The sequence below is a fragment of the Streptosporangium sp. NPDC002607 genome (assembly GCF_053592655.1).
This window is the reverse complement of record NZ_JBSFWD010000050.1, coordinates 36,387-51,599: the sequence shown is the minus strand read 5'-3', so window position 1 is coordinate 51,599 and position 15,213 is coordinate 36,387. Positions and strand designations below refer to the sequence as shown.

Genomic DNA, 15,213 nt, shown 5'->3' with positions numbered 1-15,213 from the left:
CTTCGGACCGGCGGGTCCGGCGGGACCCTGAGCGCCCTTCGCACCGTCCTGACCGTCGGCGCCCTTCGGACCGGCGGGTCCGGCGGGACCCTGAGCGCCCTTCGCACCGTCCTGACCGTCGGCGCCCTTCGGACCGGCGGGTCCGGCGGGACCCTGAGCACCGGTGTCGCCCTTGGGACCCTGCGGACCGGTGGCGCCGTCCTTACCGTCCTTGCCGTCCTCGCCCTTCGGACCCTGAGCCCCGGTGTCGCCCTTGGGGCCCTGCGGACCGGTGGCGCCGGTCTTGCCGATAGGGCCACGCAGCCCCTGCGGACCCTGCGGTCCGGCGTCGCCCTTGAGGCCCTGCGGACCACGCTCGCCCTGCGGGCCGGCGGTGGCGATGCCCTGCTGCTGGCTCTCGCCCTGCTGCCCCCACCTGATCCGGATCTCGGTGGGCTTGCACTTGGCCGTCGCGTTGACGATGCGGGCGTAACGCGTCTGCTTGTGGACACACGCGTGGATCTCCGCACCCGCCGACGAGGCTACGGCACTGCCGCTCGCGGTGAACAACGTTCCGGCGAGCACACCAACGGTCACGACGGCGAGCGTGCGTCCGCCCGGCAACTTGATAGCCACTGGGCTTCCTTTCTGCGACACCAGAGTCTGGCGTGATGGGAGAGATACACGTAGTACACGGTTCAACCGTTCCAACGGTTGGCTCGCGAAACATCACACTTTGATCTCGGAAGCACAAATGTCCGGATGCCTGCCGACAGCGGCCGCGTGCGGGATAATCGGGCCGTTCGGGGGAACCCGCCCGCTGGGCGTGGACGAACAACACAGGGAACCAACCGGGTTCTCCAGACACGGAGGCCACCGTGCCGACCATCAACCCGACGGACACGGCCCTACAAGACCGTTCCGAACGGGAACCGTACCTGCCGCCCGCGACCCAGCCGGTCCGCACCCTGGTGTGGGCGTTGCATCTGGCACTGCCGATGCTCGGACTCTGGCTGCTGCTGGCCCAGCCCGACCTGAACATCGTCCTGCAGGACAATCCCAGTCATTTCTGGTTGATCATCACTGTCGCCGGGATCAACCTGGTTCTGGGCCTCATGATCAGCGAGGCGTCGGCCAGGCGGGCGGACGCACGCCTGCTCCTGGTCTCGCTGGTCTTCCTGAGCAGTGCCGGATCCTTCCTGGTGCACGGGCTGAGCACCCCGGGCATCATCCTGGGCACCCCGAGCTACGGGTTCGACCTGTCCCACCCGGTGGGCCTCCTCATCGCCTCGGTGTTCGCGTTCATATCGGCGCTGCCCCTGGGGGACCGAGCGGCCGAGACCGTCCTGCGGCGCCAGATGTGGCTACGCGGCGGTCTGGCCACCCTGATCACCGGGTGGGGGATCGCCTGCCTGGTGCCGGGCCTGACCCCGCTGAGCGACTCGCCCCCCGAGGGCACCGGCCTGGGCGGCCTGGAGTGGATCGGGGTGGCCCTGTACCTGGTGGCGGCCGCGATGATGTTCCAGCTGCACCGTGGCCGCCCCGCGGTCGTGCTGATCAGCCTGGTCACCGCGTACGCGCTGCTCGCCGAGTCCCTGGTCGCGGGGTTGTCCCACCACAACTGGCACCTGTCGTGGTGGCTCTGGCACGTGCTGCTGACCACGGCGTTCCTCTTCGTCGCCTACAGCGCCTACCTGCAGTTCCGGCGGGAGGGCACGAGCGCCGGGCTGTTCGACTCGGTGGCGCTGTCGGCGACGGTCCGCAGGATCAGGGCCGACTACGAGGCCGCCCTGGAGGAACTCGTCGGCCACCTGCGGCGCAGGGAGGAGAGCAGGGTTCCGATCGCGAACAGGCTGGCGGGCAAGTTCGGGCTCACCGAGTCCCAGGTGGCGGTGCTCGACCGGGCGGGTGAGGCACTGGCCAACGAGCGGGAGCTGACCGACAGGCTCGCCGCGCTGGTCGAGGTGGGCAGGCAGGCCCGCGTGGGCCTGCCGGAGCGCGAACTGCTGGCGCAGAGCCTCGACCGCGTACGGCAGGCGTACGGAGACGTCCGGATCAAGCTGGTCGACAACGGCCGGGTCACCGTGAACTCCAGGGAGTACGGCCCGAAGGACTTCCCCGGCGACCAGCCGATCCGGCTGGAGAGGAAGGTCGTCCACCCCCTGACCGTGAAGGGCAGGCTCGCCGGGGCGCTGGAGGTGCCGACCGGCAGCACCCCGCAGGACGAGGCGCTCGCCGCCATGCTGGCCGGTCAGCTGTCCATCTCCCTGGAGAACGTCCGCCTCTACAGCGAGCTGGAGACCCTCTTTCGGCAGTACATGTCGCCGGACGTGGCCCAGTCACTGCTGGCCGACCCGCAGACCGCGGCGCTCGGCGGCGAGCTGGTGGAGCTGACCGCGCTCTTCGCCGACCTGAAGGGCTTCACGAGCTTCTCCGAGCGGGTGGCGCCCGGCGAGATCGTCGAGATGCTGAACCGCTACCACACCGCGGCCGTGCCCATCGTGCTCGGCAACGGCGGCACGATCGTGCAGTTCGTGGGTGACGCGCTGCTCGCGCTGTTCAACGCCCCCGCCCGGCAGTCCGACCACGCCCTCGCCGCGGTGCGGGCGGGCCTGGCGATGCAGGAGGCCGCCGAGGAGATCGCGGCGGGGATGCCCGGCTATCCCCGCTTCAGGATTGGCATCAATACCGGTGAGGCGCTTGTCGGAAACATCGGCAGCCCCGAGCTTCGCGGTTTCAACGCGATGGGCGACTGCGTCAACGTGGCCGCCAGACTTGAGGGAATCGCCGACCCCGGCAGCGTCGTGATCGGCCAGAGCACCCTCGACCTGATCGGCCCCCGGGCCCAGACTCGTTCCCTGGGCCCGCTCAACCTCAAGGGCAGGGAACAACCCGTCCATGCCCACGTGCTGTCCGGGCTCTCGTAGCAGCGCCTCTCGTCCCGGGAGTCGTACGGACACGATCGAGATCACCATGAGGTGGTTATGACTTCTTCCCCCGAACCGGGTGAGTTCATCACATTGCTCACGAGCGATGAGGTAGCGGCTCTGTACGCCGCCGGGCGTCCCCGGCGCTGGGACAGGGGCGCGACGATGTTCACCGAAGGCGACGTGAACGACTGGGTGGTCATCCTGACATCCGGCCGGGTCAAGGTGTCCTCGCACACCGCGATCGGCAGCGAGGTGGTCCTGGCGATCCGGGGACCCGGAGCGTTGCTCGGCGAGTTCGCGGCGATCGACGGGCTGCCCAGGTCCGCCACGATCACCGCCCTCGAACCCGTCGAAGGAGTCACGGTCCGCGACTTTCCCGCCTACCTGCGGGACCACGGGAGAGTCGCGGTGCTGCTCATGCGGATGGTGATCGGCAAGATGCGCGACTCCGACCGCAAGCGGATCGAGTACGGCGCGTTCGACACCACGGGCCGGGTGGCCACCCGGCTGGTCGAGCTGGCCGAGCGGTACGGCGAGCCCACCAACGGCGGGGTCCGGGTGACGTTGCCGCTCTCCCAGGACGAGCTGGCCGGCTGGACCGGGGCCTCCCGCGAGGCGGTCAGCAAGGCGTTGCGCTCCCTGCGCGACCGCGGGCTGATCGAGACGGGCCGCCGCCGCGTGATCATCCACGATTTGGAGGGCCTGCGCAGACGGGCGCGCTGAGGGCGCGCCTACCCGCGGGAGGGAAGGCGCCGCCCCCGGCGGTGACGAGCACCACGATCACCGCCTCCGGCCTGGCCCGGGACGCGGTCCGGACGGGCGTGCCGTGCCCCGCCACCCGGCTGCCGTCCGTGCCGGGTGTGGCCTGACGCGAGGCGCGAGCGGGTTGGACGTGCTCTGTGGCGGGTCTGGATCAAGATCGACGTACAACGTACGTCAGACTGTAGCTCATGGTCGCAATCCCCCAAGACCTGCCCGGATCCCCTGAATACCTATCCAAACTCCGTTACGCGTGGCGGGTCTGCTCGGTCACCAGCCTCGGCATGGTCATGATCGGCATCTCCGGCAGCACGCTGAACGTCGCACTTCCCACCGTGGTCAGGCACTTTCACGCGGACGCGTTCGCGGCCGGCTGGGTCCTGCTGGCCTTCCTCCTCGTCAACACCGCGACGCTGGTGTTCTTCGGCCGGGTGGCCGACCTGCTCGGCCGGCGGGAGATCTATCTGGCGGGGTTCCTCCTGTTCACCGTCGGATCGCTGCTCGCCGGGCTCTCACCCGGCGTCTGGTTCCTGATCGCGATGCGCGCCGTGCAGGCGATCGGAGCCGCGATGGTCCTCGCCAACGGAACCGTGATCATCACCGACGCCTTCCCGCCGGACAGGCTCAGCCAGGGCATGGGCGTCTACATCGGCACCCTCTCGGTCGCCCAGCTCGCCGGCCCCACCCTGGGCGGCCTCATCGCCGAGACCGCCGGCTGGCAGTGGATCTTCTGGATGAACGTACCGGCCGGGCTGACCGCCCTGGTCTGGGGAGCGCTCACGCTGCGCCGGGGGCCCCGGGGGGCGCGCAGGCCGGTGGACGCGCTCGGCAACCTGATCGTGTTCGCCGCCCTCTCCGCGGCCCTGATCGCGCTCTCCGAGGCGGGGTCCCGGGGCCTGTCCAGCCCCGTGGTGACCGTCGGCATGGCGATCGCGGTGGCGCTGGTCCCGGTGCTGGTCCTGGTGGAACGCCGGGCGTCGCACCCCGTACTCAACGTGCGCCTGTTCGGCGAGCGCATGCTGGCCTTCGCCAACCTCGCCTCCTTCTGCAACGCGCTGGCGCGCTCGGCGCTGATCCTGCTGGTCGCCCTCTACTTCCAGGCCGCCAGGGACGTCGACGCCGTCACCGCGGCCCTGGGCGTGCTCCCTGTCCCGATCGGCATGGCCCTGGCCTCCCCGGTCACCGGCGCCCTCGGCCGCCGGATCAGGCCGTACGCGCTGTCGGTGGGGGGCACCCTGATGAGCGCGGCCGGGCTGGGCATCCTGCTCCTGAACACCGCTCCCGCCACGCCGTACTGGATCATCGGGGTTGGCCTGTTCCTGTGTGGCTGCGGCAGCGGCACCTTCCTGACCGGCAACACCACCCAGGTCATGGCGGCCCTGCCGGCGGGGAGCCTGGGAGTGGTGAACGGCTTCCGGCTTATGATCATGAATGTCGGGATCGTGCTGGGGGTCGCCCTCACGCTCAGCGTGCTGACCGGCTCGGTCAGCGCCGAGCTACGCGGGCAGGTGTACGCGGGCACGCTGTCGCGCCTCTCCCCCGTCGCCGTGGACCACCTGATGGCCGGCTTCCAGCGGACCTACGCCATGCTGTTCGCCGTTGCCCTGGCGGGCGCCCTGATGGCCTCGCTGGCCCGTCCCCGCCGCCGGGCCTGAGGGTCAGCGCTCGCCGGAGCGGGCGGACAGCGTCTCGATGCCCACCATGAGGAGGTCGACGCCGAATGTGTCGTAGAGGTCGGGACGGCCGTCCTCGGAGAGGGGGACGGCCATCTCCACGATGTGCGGGTAGACGTCCGGCGGTAGTGACTGGAGCCTGACACGCTTGAGCCGCGTCCGCTCGGCCGCCTCCCGCTCGGTGAGCCCGGGGACACAGTGCTTCGTCGGACCGGCTGCCAGCGAGATCGCGCCCTGGAGCAGGAACTGGGAGATCAGGCAGCTCTCCTCGTAGGAGAATCCACCGCGCTTGGCCAGGCCGAGGGCCATGTCCCAGACCCGCAGGAAGGCGGGCACCTCCATGTGGTCGACCTCGCTCAGCACGCCCGCCGCGCACGGGTGGCGCCGGAGCACCCTGACCAGACCGGCGACGAGCCCGCGGAGCCGCTCCTGCCACGGGCCCGCGTAGTCCCCCCCGTCGTCCCGGATCACGAAGCCCTCGACCAGGTGATCGGCCATGCCGACGGTCAACTGCTCCTTGTTCTTGAAGTGCCAGTAGAGCGCCATCGGGGTGACACCCAACTCCTGGGCGAGCCGCCGGATGGTCACCGCCTGTAGCCCTTCGGCGTCGCCGATCTCCAGCGCCTGCTCGACTACCGCCTCGCGGGTCAGTTTTCCCATCACGCTTGACAACTATACGCCGTACGGGTTCAACTGTGCACCGTACATGTACGACGTATAAGTACAACGTAGAGGGCGGGGAATGACAGACAGTCGCAGGTGGTGGGCTCTGGGAGCGATCTCGCTGGCCACCTTCATGACCTATCTCGACAACAACGTGGTGAACGTGGCACTGCCGACGATCCAGCGCGACCTCGGGCTGAGCATCTCGGGGCTGGAATGGATCGTGAGCGGCTACATCCTGGTGTTCGCCGGGTTGGTGCTCGTCGGCGGGCGCCTGGCCGATGTCTTCGGGCGGCGGCGGATCTTCCTGATCGGCCTGGTCGTGTTCACCGCGGCGTCGTTCGCCGCCGGGATGGCCACCGGCGGCGGCATGCTGATCGCCACCAGGGCGGTGCAGGGCGTGGGGGCGGCCTTCCTCACTCCCACGGCGCTGGCGCTGCTCACCTCGGTCTTCCCGGACACCAGGGAGCGCGCGACGGCGGTCGGCCTGTGGAGCGCGGTCGGCGCGCTGGCCCTCGCCCTGGGGCCGCTGACCGGCGGGTTCATCAGCGAGCACTGGCACTGGGGCTGGATCTATCTCATCAACGTGCCGATCGGCGCCGTGACGCTCGGGCTCGGGCTCTGGGCGATCAGGACGCCCTCCGACGAGCCGGTACGGCGCGGCCTCGACGTCCCGGGCCTGGTGACGTCGAGCCTGGCCCTGTTCGCGCTGACCTACGCGCTCATCGAGGGTGCGGGGGCCGGGTGGACCTCGCCGGAGATCCTGGGCGCGTTCGGGATCGCGGCCCTGTCCGCGCTTGCCTTCGTGACGATCGAACTGAGGAGCCGGGAGCCGATGATCGACCTGTCGCTGTTCCGGTCGCGGGTGTTCAGCGGAGGCACGCTGTCAATGGGCCTGTGGTCGTTCGGGGTGTTCGGGATCTACTTCTTTACCGCGCTGTACCTGCAGAACGCCCTGGGCTTCTCGCCCATCGAGGCCGGGGCGGCGTTCGTGCCGATGGCACTGTTGATGGCCGTCACCGCCGCCGTGGCCCCAAGGCTGGACCGGGCCCTGGGAACCGCGCGGACCGTGGCGGCCGGGCTCCTGCTGATGGCCGTGGCGATCTTCGGAATCTCCTTCGTCGGGCAGGACGGGTCGTTCGGCGACCTGCTGCCCTGGTTCCTCGTCTACGGGCTGGGCGGCGGCATGCTGGTGCCGCTCACCACGGCGATCCTGGGCACGCTCCCCGCGGGCAGGTCGGGGGTCGCCTCGGGCGTGCTGAACGTCTCACGCGAGATCTTCGGTCTGCTCGGGATCACGATTCTGGGGGCGATCCTCAGCGCGCGCCAGGCCACGTTCCTGGCCGAGGGGGCCGGGCAGCTGACCGCCTTCCTGGACGCGTACCGGTACACGCTGGTCGTCGCCGCGCTCATCGTGCTGGTGGGAGTGCCGGTCAGCCTGCTGTCACTGCGGACTCCCCGCTCCCCGGAGCGGCCCGTCACACCCGCCGAGCGCCCGGCGGTACCGATCGGCTAGAACCGGGACCGGCTCGCGCCCTTCTTGGGAGGGCCCGAGCCGGTACGGATCGCGTTCGTCACAGCGCGGCTCCCTCCCCTATATGCGGCATGACCAACATAATTGAGATGGTCGGCCCGGTCGGATCGGACACCTGGTGTCCTGCCCCGGGTCGTCCCGCTCCCCCTCGAAACCCACGTCACACCGCTCGGCGAGCACATCGCCACCTGGGCGTCCGGCAGGAGGAGCACATGCGTTCCGTCACACTGATGGGAGTGGCCGCCGCACTCATGATGGGTTCGGGTGTCCTGGCCGAGCCGGGTGCCGCCCCCACGCCAACCCCCAGCACCACACCCAGCACCACCGCCACATCCAGCCCCACCGCCACACCCAGCCCCACACCCAGCCCCACCACCACACCCAGCACCACACCCAGCCCCACCGCCACACCCAGCGTCACGACCAGCGCCACATCCACGTCCGGCGCCACGACCAGCGTCACCAGCAAAACCAACCAGACAGTGAAAATGCCCCCTATAGGGGGCAGGAACACCATCCCCAAGGCGCTGAAGAACGTCCCGTCGCTCCGCATCCTTCCCCCGTGGCCCCGCCAGGCCAGCCACGTCCGGATATTCGTGCACTGCCCTCCCTCGTCGAACCACGCGATCGTCGGCTCCACCGCGTTCAACCTGAAGGGGTCGAACCGTCTCTACCGGGAGATCGGGGTAGGACTCTCCGACCGGGGATTGGCACACCGCGCCGCGTCCATCTCCTACTTCGCCCTGCCCGGACCCCACGGGGCCTGCCTGAAGTGCGTGAAGGTCACGATGAACAAGCAGACCCGCATCAGGCGGATCCGGGTGACCGGCCGGGCCTCTGCCCCGCTCTTCGTACGAAGGTTCAGCATCTGGCAGTTCTTCGACTGACGGACCCACCACTGACCGGGTGTCCGATCCTCGTGGCTCTCACCTGAGCCACGAGGATCGGACCCATGCTTCCCGGAAGCGGAGACGGCGGTCAGGAGCCGATCTTGCCGCCCCTCGCGTGCCAGGCGACCACGACGGACGGGCGGGGCTGGGAGGTGCCGCCGTCCGGCCAGTGGCTGCTGGGAGCCTCGGGGGTGGCGCCGTTGGTCTCGCCGGGGTGCTGCACGGCCACGAAGACGCTGCGCTGGTCCGCGCTGACCAGCGGGCCGCAGGTCTCCGCGCCGACCGGCACGCTCAGGAACTGCTTGAGGTGGCCGCGCTCGGAACCGCGGACCGGCATGACGAACAGGCCGTCGTTGGCACCGAGCTGGCTGCCGTCCGTGGCGATCCAGAGGTTGCCGTCGGCGTCGAAGGCCACGTTGTCCGGGCAGGAGATCGCCGAGACCTTGGTCTTGTCGAACCCGGCGAAGTAGGTCGCGGGGTCGTTCGGATCGCCACAGACCAGCGGCAGGGACCAGGCGAAGGTCGTGGCCCCGGCGTCGTTCCGCCGCTCGACGATCTCCAGGATGTGGCCGTGCTTGTTGGCCGGGCGCGGGTTGGCCTCGTCCACCTGGGCCGGAGTCCGGTTGGTGTTGTTGGTCAGCGCCACGTAGACGCCGCCGGTGACGGGGTTGCGCTCCACGTCCTCGGGACGGTCCATCTTGGTCGCCCCGACCTTGTCGGCCGCCACCCGGGTGTAGACGAGCACCTCCGCGGCCGTCATCCCCGGCACGTGCGAGACGTTACCGGTGACCAGCGGGATCCACTCGCCCGAGCCGTCGAACTGCCCGTCGGCCGGGAGCCTGCCGGTGCCGTCGATCTCGGTGGCGGGGCTGTCTCCGGTGAATCTGGCCACGTACAGCGTGCCGTCGTCCAGCAGGTCCCGGTTGTTCCGGTCGAAGCCGGGAATGTAGCGCTTCCTGGAGACGAACTTGTAGACGTACTCGAACCGGGAGTCGTCCCCCATGTAGGCCACCACCCGGCCGTCGGCGGCCAGGGAGGTGGTGGCGCCCTCGTGGGCCAGCCTGCCCAGGGCGGTGCGCTTGATCGGGGTGGAGTCCGGATCGAACGGGTCGATCTCCACGATCCAGCCGGTACGGTTGATCTCGTTCGGGTGTTTCGCCAGGTCGAACCGGTCCTCGACCCGGTCGAACCTGCGGTTTCCACTCGGGATGCCCGTCGTGGCGCTCACCCCGTACCGGGTGAGGTAGGGCTTCTGCGCCTCGGGCACGCCGTTGCCGTTGACGAAGTACTGGTTGAAGTTCTCCTCGCCACTGAGCACCGTGCCCCACGGCGTGGTGCCGCCCGCGCAGTTGTTCAGCATGCCGACCGGCGTGGTGCCCTTCGGGTCGGCCGCGGTCTTCAGCAGGTCGCTGCCGGCCGCCGGGCCGGTGAACCTCATCCGGGTCTGCACGGTGATGCGACGGTTGTAGCGACGGGAGCCCTTGGTCACCAGCCTCCACTGGCCGGAGGCGCCCACCCGCTCGACCTCGACCACCGAGCCGCCGTGCGCGGCCATCGCGATCCTGATCTGCTCCTCCGTCGCGGCGGTGCCGTCCGTGTAACCGCGGAACATCAGGTTCTCGTCGGTGTACTCGTGGTTGACCCAGAGCAGGCCACGGTGCTGCCCCAGCTGGAAGAGCGTCACGTAGTCGCAGTTGTAGCCGAACTGCTTGGCCTGCGCGGCGGCCGTCTGGTTCTCGAAGTCGAACGCCGGAGCGCCGGGCAGCACCGGGTCACCCCAGCCCACCACGACCGCCGACAGGTAGCCCGTGGGGACCGTCACCTTGTCGTCGGTGTTCGGCGCGATGGCGGTGAAGCGCGGGCCGCCCTTCCGGCCGGTGGCCTTCGCCCCCCGGTCCGGGTCGGCGACGGCCGGGAGCGCCGTACCGACCCCCACCCCGGCGACGACGGCGCCCAGGGCGCCCGCGCGCAGCACCCCGCGCCGGGTCATCGCCTCGGCGACCACGTCGCCGAAGTAGGTGTTGTCACTGGTGTTCATCACATCGTGGGCGCACTGGTCACCGCAACGGAACCGGCAGGTGAGCGCGCTGCGGCCACCCTTGTGAGGGCTCATGAGCAGGGGCAGCAGGCGGCGCGGCGACATGTTCGCCACAGGGTCCTCCAAAAAGGGGTGGAGTCTTACCGCCCGGACGCTACGTGCGCCGGCCAAACCTGAGGTGAACGACATTTGCCCGGACGGTGAACCGTTCGGTGGAGCGGGCCCGGCGATCATCGGAATCAAGCAGCTCGGCGGTGTCCTGTCGTCGGGACGGCCCGCTCCGGCGGGCATCATGGAGGGCGTGCCGCCTTACAAGCCCGACCCCGCCAAGGTTCACGCCGCTCTCGACACCCAGCTGAGCTCCCTCGACGAGCCGCCCTACGACGGTCCTACCGGGGTCACGGCGCTGCTGGACGCCTGCGTGAGCGTGGTGCTGCGAGCCTTCGAGCACGAGATCCGCCCGGAACGGGAGATCACCCGCTTCGCCGTACGGCACCTGCTGGACAGGCTGGCGACGGCCGCTCCCGGCCGGACCGTCGAGGTCCGGGTCCCGCCCTACGCGGCGGTGCAGTGCGTGGAAGGTCCCCGGCACACCCGCGGCACCCCGCCCAACGTGGTGGAGACCGACGCGCGCACCTGGCTGGACCTGGCCACCGGCCGTCTGACCTGGTCCGCGGCGATGGCCGCCGGTAAGGTCGCGGCGAGCGGAGCCCGCGCCGACCTGTCGGAGCATCTGCCGCTGCGATAGCCCTCGCCGCCGGGTCCCGGCAAGTTGGTGCCCGCTCGCCGCCCTGCACATCGCAGTGCGCGCGAACGCGCAGTGGGACCCTCGGTCGTCTATTCCGGGACGGTGTACTCGACCGCCGGCGCCTCGATGTATTTGTCGAGCTCAGGGAGGTTGACTACGATCGGGTCCACGCCGGATCGCACAACCGCCCAGACCGTCTCGTACTCGGCGGAGGCGTTGATCTCCTGGTGGACGACATGGGCGGGGACGAACACGAAGTCACCGCGTCCCGCTTCCGCCACGTTCTCCAGCCGGTCCCCCCACCGATACCGGGCCGTGCCGCTGATGACGTACAGGACGGTTTCCTGCTCCCCGTGATGGTGCGCTCCGGTTGCCGCGCCGGGCTTGACCGTGCTCAGGAACGCCGAAAGATGTGTTGCGTCCGGGTTCCGGGCATCGAAGGCCACTTCGCGGATCAGCCCAGAAGTCTGCGTCGTGTTTCTGTCGAGGGCTTCGCCGTGGACGACCCTGATCTGCTTGCTGAGAGGAATGTCACTCATGGTTGCCCTTTCTCTAGCGCCAAGAAGCGATCACCCATTCCGCCATCGCCGTCCACCCTGATGCGCCGGCTGTCACGGCCGCAGGACGGCCTTGATGACTCCGTCGACGCGCTGATCGAAGGCCCGGAACAACCCGGGCGCGTCATCAAGCCGCCCATGATGGGTGACCACCACACTGGGACGGGCCCGGCCGGACAGCACGAGGTCACGGAGCAACACCGTGTAGCGACGATCGTGCGTACGACCGAACCTCACCGAAACCCCCTTGGAGAAGAACGTCGCCCACGGCACCGTCAGGCGGCCGTCGGCGTGCCCCTCGGGGGCTGGACGCAGATCCTTCTCGGCATGGACACCGATGATGCCCAGATGCCCGGTCGGGTTGACCAGCCGGGCGAGATCGCTGATGACCTGAGTCGGGTTCTCCACGCCAGGCTCCAGGCGGTCGTGAGCCTGGAACCCCACCGCGTCGATGCCCACCTGGACCCCGCTCATCGCCGCCTCACCGGGCGTCAGGCCACCGGCCCGGCGAAGCTCGTGGATCTGGTCCACGGGATCCGCCGGCCGGTAGTCGACGGGAACGGCGCCGATCTCCCCGGCCTTGTCCAGCCGTTCGGGTACCGCATCGACGACGTAGACCTCGGCGGCACCCTTCAGCAGGGAACTGTAGGCCGCGAGCAGGCCGATGGCCCCGGCGCCGAACACCGCGACCGTCGCGCCCGCGGTCACCTGCGCCAACTCGGTCGCATGCCACCCGGTCACGAACGCGTCGGCCAGCAACACCAGATCGTCTTCACGATCGTCGCCCGGTTCCCCGGGCACCGGGACACAGTTGGCGTCGGCGAAGGGCACCCGCAGCAGCTCGGCCTGCGCGCCGCGGTAAGGTCCCATGCCCGCGTAGCCGTACGCCGCGCCGAAGCCACCCGGGCGCACCCGCAGGCAGGCGGCCGACAGTCCCCGCGCGCAGTTGACGCACACTCCGCAGTACACGTGAGTCGGGATCACCACCCGGTCCCCGGGTTTGACCATCTCGACCGCGGAACCGGCCTGCTCGATGACGCCGAGAGGCTCGTGCCCCAGCACCAGGCCAGGCGTGGCTCCCGTGCGCCCGTCGTACATGTGCAGGTCGGTCCCGCAGATCGCGCTCGAGCTGATCCGGACGACGACGTCTTCGGGTTCTTCGAGCACCGCGTCGGGGACGTCCTCGACCGCGACCGAGCGGGTGCCGGCGAAGACGACGGCCTTCATACCGGCCGCCCAGCGCTGGTGCTCATCCGTACCCCCGTCTCTCATCCGGCGGCCAGCGGCCGCACTACACGCACCGCCCCCGCCATACGTCCAATTTCGGCCTGAATCAACCCAGCCGTACCCACTCACTGACCGCCCACGCGGACTCCGACGTAATCAGCGGGGAGATCCTGCACCTCTCCCGCGACGGACAATGGACGCCGGCCGGTTCCAACGCTGCTCGCCGGGCTCGTTTCGGTCTGGTGCGGGATAGCGCTCACCGCGTGGCATGGCCGGCATACCCGTGCGATGCCCTCGTGATGAGAGGTCGTGCACCGCGCCCACAAGCGCGGTCTTGCCAGGGTTTCGGCACCGCCTCACCGATCCACGCCACCCGGCTGTTCTCCCTCCGGGGCCGGCGCGCACGGCACGCCCACGACGGCCGGCTCGACTTCGGGATCGTGCCGCCAGGATTCCACCGAGGCCCGGGGGCGCGTACATGGTGCGCAAAGCCGTTCCCCAAGATGGCCACGGTCACGGCCTCGACCTGGGCCTCCAGGACCAATATGCATGCGTAGCGGATCCTCTGGCAGGTGTCGATCCAGTACGACGGCTTTTGCAGTAATTGTGCAGCCACATTCGTGCTTATTTCTCAGGATACGCAGACGATAAATTCTGATTTGCGAGAGAGTTCGCTGCTTATAGTTATGCTGCCTTCTATTTGCTCACTTGTGGGATGGCTTGTCGTGTCGGCATCCGGAGGCGCGGGTATTCGTGCCTCGACCCCTCTGGCTCTCATCTCTGGTGTACGAGCCGAATTGCAGGTTCATCGGATGTCGACCTGGACGGGAAAAGCAATTGATCGTTCGTGATGCCACCCGCCATGACGCCATCTTGGACGCCTTGGCCGTTCCGGTGGACTCCAGCGTCTCGGGGGGTGAGGGCCGTCGTTCGCGGATCGCGCCGATGTTGGGTCCGGCGTTCGTGGCGGCCATCGCCTACATCGATCCGGGCAACGTCGCCACCAATCTCACGGCCGGCGCCACGCACGGCTATTTACTCGTGTGGGTGGTCGTGGTCGCCAGCCTCGTGGCCATCCTCGTCCAGTTCCAGGCCGCCAAGCTGGGGATGGCGACCGGCCAGAGTCTGCCGCGACTGTGCCGCGAGCGACTCCCGCGGTGGGGAACCCGACTCCTGTGGGCCCAGGCCGAGATCGTCGTGCTCGCGACCGACTTGGCCGAGTTCGTCGGCGCGGCGATCGGTATGCGGCTGCTGTTCGGGATGCCCGCGGCTCTCTCCGCCGCGGTGACGGCCGCGGTGTCGCTCCTGCTGCTACAACTGCGGCGGCGGGGCCGTACCCGCCGGTTCGAGCTGATGAGCGCGGCCGCACTCGTGCTGGTGGGCGCGGGCGTCTGCTATGACATCGTCGCGGTGGGCCACCAGTCAGCCGCCGGACTCGCGGCCGGGCTCGTCCCGGGCTTTGACGGCCCGGGCTCGCTGGTCCTCGCGATGGGAATCGTCGGCGCCACGGTCATGCCGCATGCGGTCTATCTGCACTCCGCGCTGGTCCAGGGCCGTGGGATGTCGACCGACGCCGCCCGTAGGCAGCCCGGGCTCGTACGTCGTGCACTGCGCCTCGACTGCGTGCTCGCCCTGGGCATCGCCACCGGCATCAACGTGTCGATGATCGCCCTGGGTGCCGGGTTCGGCGCCGCGACGGGCGGGACGTGGACCGGCGACCTTATCGACGCACACTCCGAGCTGGCTGGCCGGGTCGGCGGCTTCGCCGCCCTGGCGTTCGCCGTGACACTACTGTCTTCCGGGATCTCGTCGGCCGGCGTCGGCACGTTGGCGGGAGATGTGGTCATGCACGGATTCCTCGGCTGGCGGGTGTCCCCCCACGTGCGCAGGATCGTGACGATGGCGCCATCCGTGCTGGCGTTGAGCATCGGCGTGCCCCTCACCGGTTTGCTGATCGCGAGCCAGGTGGTGATCTCGCTGGGGGTACCGGTGGCGTTGTTCCTCCTCGTCTGGTTCTGCCGGGACCGGGCGTTGATGGGCCCGCTCGTCAACGCCCCGCTCACCACGCGGGTCGCCGGGGTGACCGGCGCGATTGTGGCCGCGCTCGGCGCCTGCCTGCCGTTCACGCTCCTTTTCTGAAGCCCCCGTTCACTTCCGAAACAGCACGGAAGTCGCGGCCAGTCGCCCCTATGTCATTCACCCGCCTCATTTGTCC

12 protein-coding genes and 1 pseudogene are annotated in these 15,213 nt (G+C 69.4%); 7 read left to right on the top strand and 6 right to left on the bottom strand.

What is annotated here, in order from left to right:
* Positions 1-615, bottom strand: a pseudogene (locus ACWD3H_RS38015) (hypothetical protein); the annotation flags it as partial.
* Between the two features lie 242 nt (positions 616-857).
* Between ACWD3H_RS38015 and ACWD3H_RS38010 the strand changes: the two are divergent.
* From ACWD3H_RS38010 to ACWD3H_RS38000, 3 genes are all read left to right on the top strand, one after another.
* The gene (locus ACWD3H_RS38010; protein WP_451958433.1) at positions 858-2,906 is read left to right on the top strand and encodes an adenylate/guanylate cyclase domain-containing protein; all 2,049 of its coding nucleotides are present in this window, start codon (positions 858-860) and stop codon (positions 2,904-2,906) included.
* Between the two features lie 57 nt (positions 2,907-2,963).
* Positions 2,964-3,632: a Crp/Fnr family transcriptional regulator gene (locus ACWD3H_RS38005; protein ID WP_350929757.1), complete on the top strand. Its 669-nt coding sequence runs from the start codon at positions 2,964-2,966 to the stop codon at positions 3,630-3,632.
* A gap of 227 nt (positions 3,633-3,859) precedes the next feature.
* Positions 3,860-5,323, top strand: coding sequence for an MFS transporter (locus ACWD3H_RS38000; protein WP_451958432.1), 1,464 nt, complete (start codon positions 3,860-3,862; stop codon positions 5,321-5,323).
* A gap of 3 nt (positions 5,324-5,326) precedes the next feature.
* Here the strand turns inward: ACWD3H_RS38000 and ACWD3H_RS37995 are convergent, their stop codons facing one another.
* On the bottom strand, positions 5,327-6,001 hold the full coding sequence (locus ACWD3H_RS37995; protein WP_451958441.1) for a TetR/AcrR family transcriptional regulator: 675 nt from the start codon (positions 5,999-6,001) through the stop codon (positions 5,327-5,329).
* Between the two features lie 82 nt (positions 6,002-6,083).
* On the opposite strand from ACWD3H_RS37995, the gene ACWD3H_RS37990 reads away from it, so the two are divergent.
* On the top strand, positions 6,084-7,520 hold the full coding sequence (locus ACWD3H_RS37990; protein WP_451958431.1) for an MFS transporter: 1,437 nt from the start codon (positions 6,084-6,086) through the stop codon (positions 7,518-7,520).
* Between the two features lie 178 nt (positions 7,521-7,698).
* Here ACWD3H_RS37990 and ACWD3H_RS37985 read toward each other — a convergent pair whose 3' ends face one another.
* On the bottom strand, positions 7,699-8,013 hold the full coding sequence (locus tag ACWD3H_RS37985; protein ID WP_451958430.1) for a hypothetical protein: 315 nt from the start codon (positions 8,011-8,013) through the stop codon (positions 7,699-7,701).
* 13 nt (positions 8,014-8,026) lie between these two features.
* Between ACWD3H_RS37985 and ACWD3H_RS37980 the strand changes: the two genes are divergently transcribed.
* Positions 8,027-8,425 (top strand): hypothetical protein, encoded by a 399-nt coding sequence (locus ACWD3H_RS37980; protein WP_451958429.1) that lies wholly within the window; start codon positions 8,027-8,029, stop codon positions 8,423-8,425.
* Positions 8,426-8,516: 91 nt separating this feature from the next.
* On the opposite strand, the gene ACWD3H_RS37975 is transcribed toward ACWD3H_RS37980, so the two are convergent.
* Positions 8,517-10,580, bottom strand: coding sequence for a PhoX family protein (locus tag ACWD3H_RS37975; RefSeq protein WP_451958428.1), 2,064 nt, complete (start codon positions 10,578-10,580; stop codon positions 8,517-8,519).
* Positions 10,581-10,758: 178 nt separating this feature from the next.
* Here ACWD3H_RS37975 and ACWD3H_RS37970 point away from each other — a divergent pair, with 178 nt between their 5' ends.
* On the top strand, positions 10,759-11,214 hold the full coding sequence (locus ACWD3H_RS37970; protein WP_451958440.1) for a sterol carrier family protein: 456 nt from the start codon (positions 10,759-10,761) through the stop codon (positions 11,212-11,214).
* 89 nt (positions 11,215-11,303) lie between these two features.
* On the opposite strand, the gene ACWD3H_RS37965 is transcribed toward ACWD3H_RS37970, so the two are convergent.
* Both ACWD3H_RS37965 and ACWD3H_RS37960 read right to left on the bottom strand, forming a co-directional pair.
* Entirely contained in the window at positions 11,304-11,753 is a 450-nt protein-coding gene (locus tag ACWD3H_RS37965; RefSeq protein WP_451958427.1) for a cupin domain-containing protein, read from the bottom strand.
* A 72-nt stretch (positions 11,754-11,825) separates the two neighbouring features.
* Positions 11,826-12,998 (bottom strand): glutathione-independent formaldehyde dehydrogenase, encoded by a 1,173-nt coding sequence (locus ACWD3H_RS37960; protein ID WP_451958426.1) that lies wholly within the window; start codon positions 12,996-12,998, stop codon positions 11,826-11,828.
* An 837-nt stretch (positions 12,999-13,835) separates the two neighbouring features.
* On the opposite strand from ACWD3H_RS37960, the gene ACWD3H_RS37955 reads away from it, so the two are divergent.
* Positions 13,836-15,137, top strand: a complete 1,302-nt coding sequence (locus ACWD3H_RS37955; RefSeq protein ID WP_451958425.1) for an Nramp family divalent metal transporter — start codon at positions 13,836-13,838, stop codon at positions 15,135-15,137.
* Positions 15,138-15,213 lie beyond the last annotated feature (76 nt).

Excerpts from the sequence above, each read along its gene's own strand:
- ACWD3H_RS37995 (WP_451958441.1), bottom strand. The coding sequence starts at position 6,001 with ATGGGAAAACTGACCCGCGAGGCGGTAGTCGAGCAGGCGCTGGAGATC.
- ACWD3H_RS38005 (WP_350929757.1), top strand. The coding sequence starts at position 2,964 with ATGACTTCTTCCCCCGAACCGGGTGAGTTCATCACATTGCTCACGAGC.
- ACWD3H_RS37990 (WP_451958431.1), top strand. The coding sequence starts at position 6,084 with ATGACAGACAGTCGCAGGTGGTGGGCTCTGGGAGCGATCTCGCTGGCC.
- ACWD3H_RS37965 (WP_451958427.1), bottom strand. The coding sequence starts at position 11,753 with ATGAGTGACATTCCTCTCAGCAAGCAGATCAGGGTCGTCCACGGCGAA.
- ACWD3H_RS37970 (WP_451958440.1), top strand. The coding sequence starts at position 10,759 with ATGGAGGGCGTGCCGCCTTACAAGCCCGACCCCGCCAAGGTTCACGCC.
- ACWD3H_RS38000 (WP_451958432.1), top strand. The coding sequence starts at position 3,860 with ATGGTCGCAATCCCCCAAGACCTGCCCGGATCCCCTGAATACCTATCC.
- ACWD3H_RS37980 (WP_451958429.1), top strand. The coding sequence starts at position 8,027 with ATGCCCCCTATAGGGGGCAGGAACACCATCCCCAAGGCGCTGAAGAAC.
- ACWD3H_RS37960 (WP_451958426.1), bottom strand. The coding sequence starts at position 12,998 with ATGAAGGCCGTCGTCTTCGCCGGCACCCGCTCGGTCGCGGTCGAGGAC.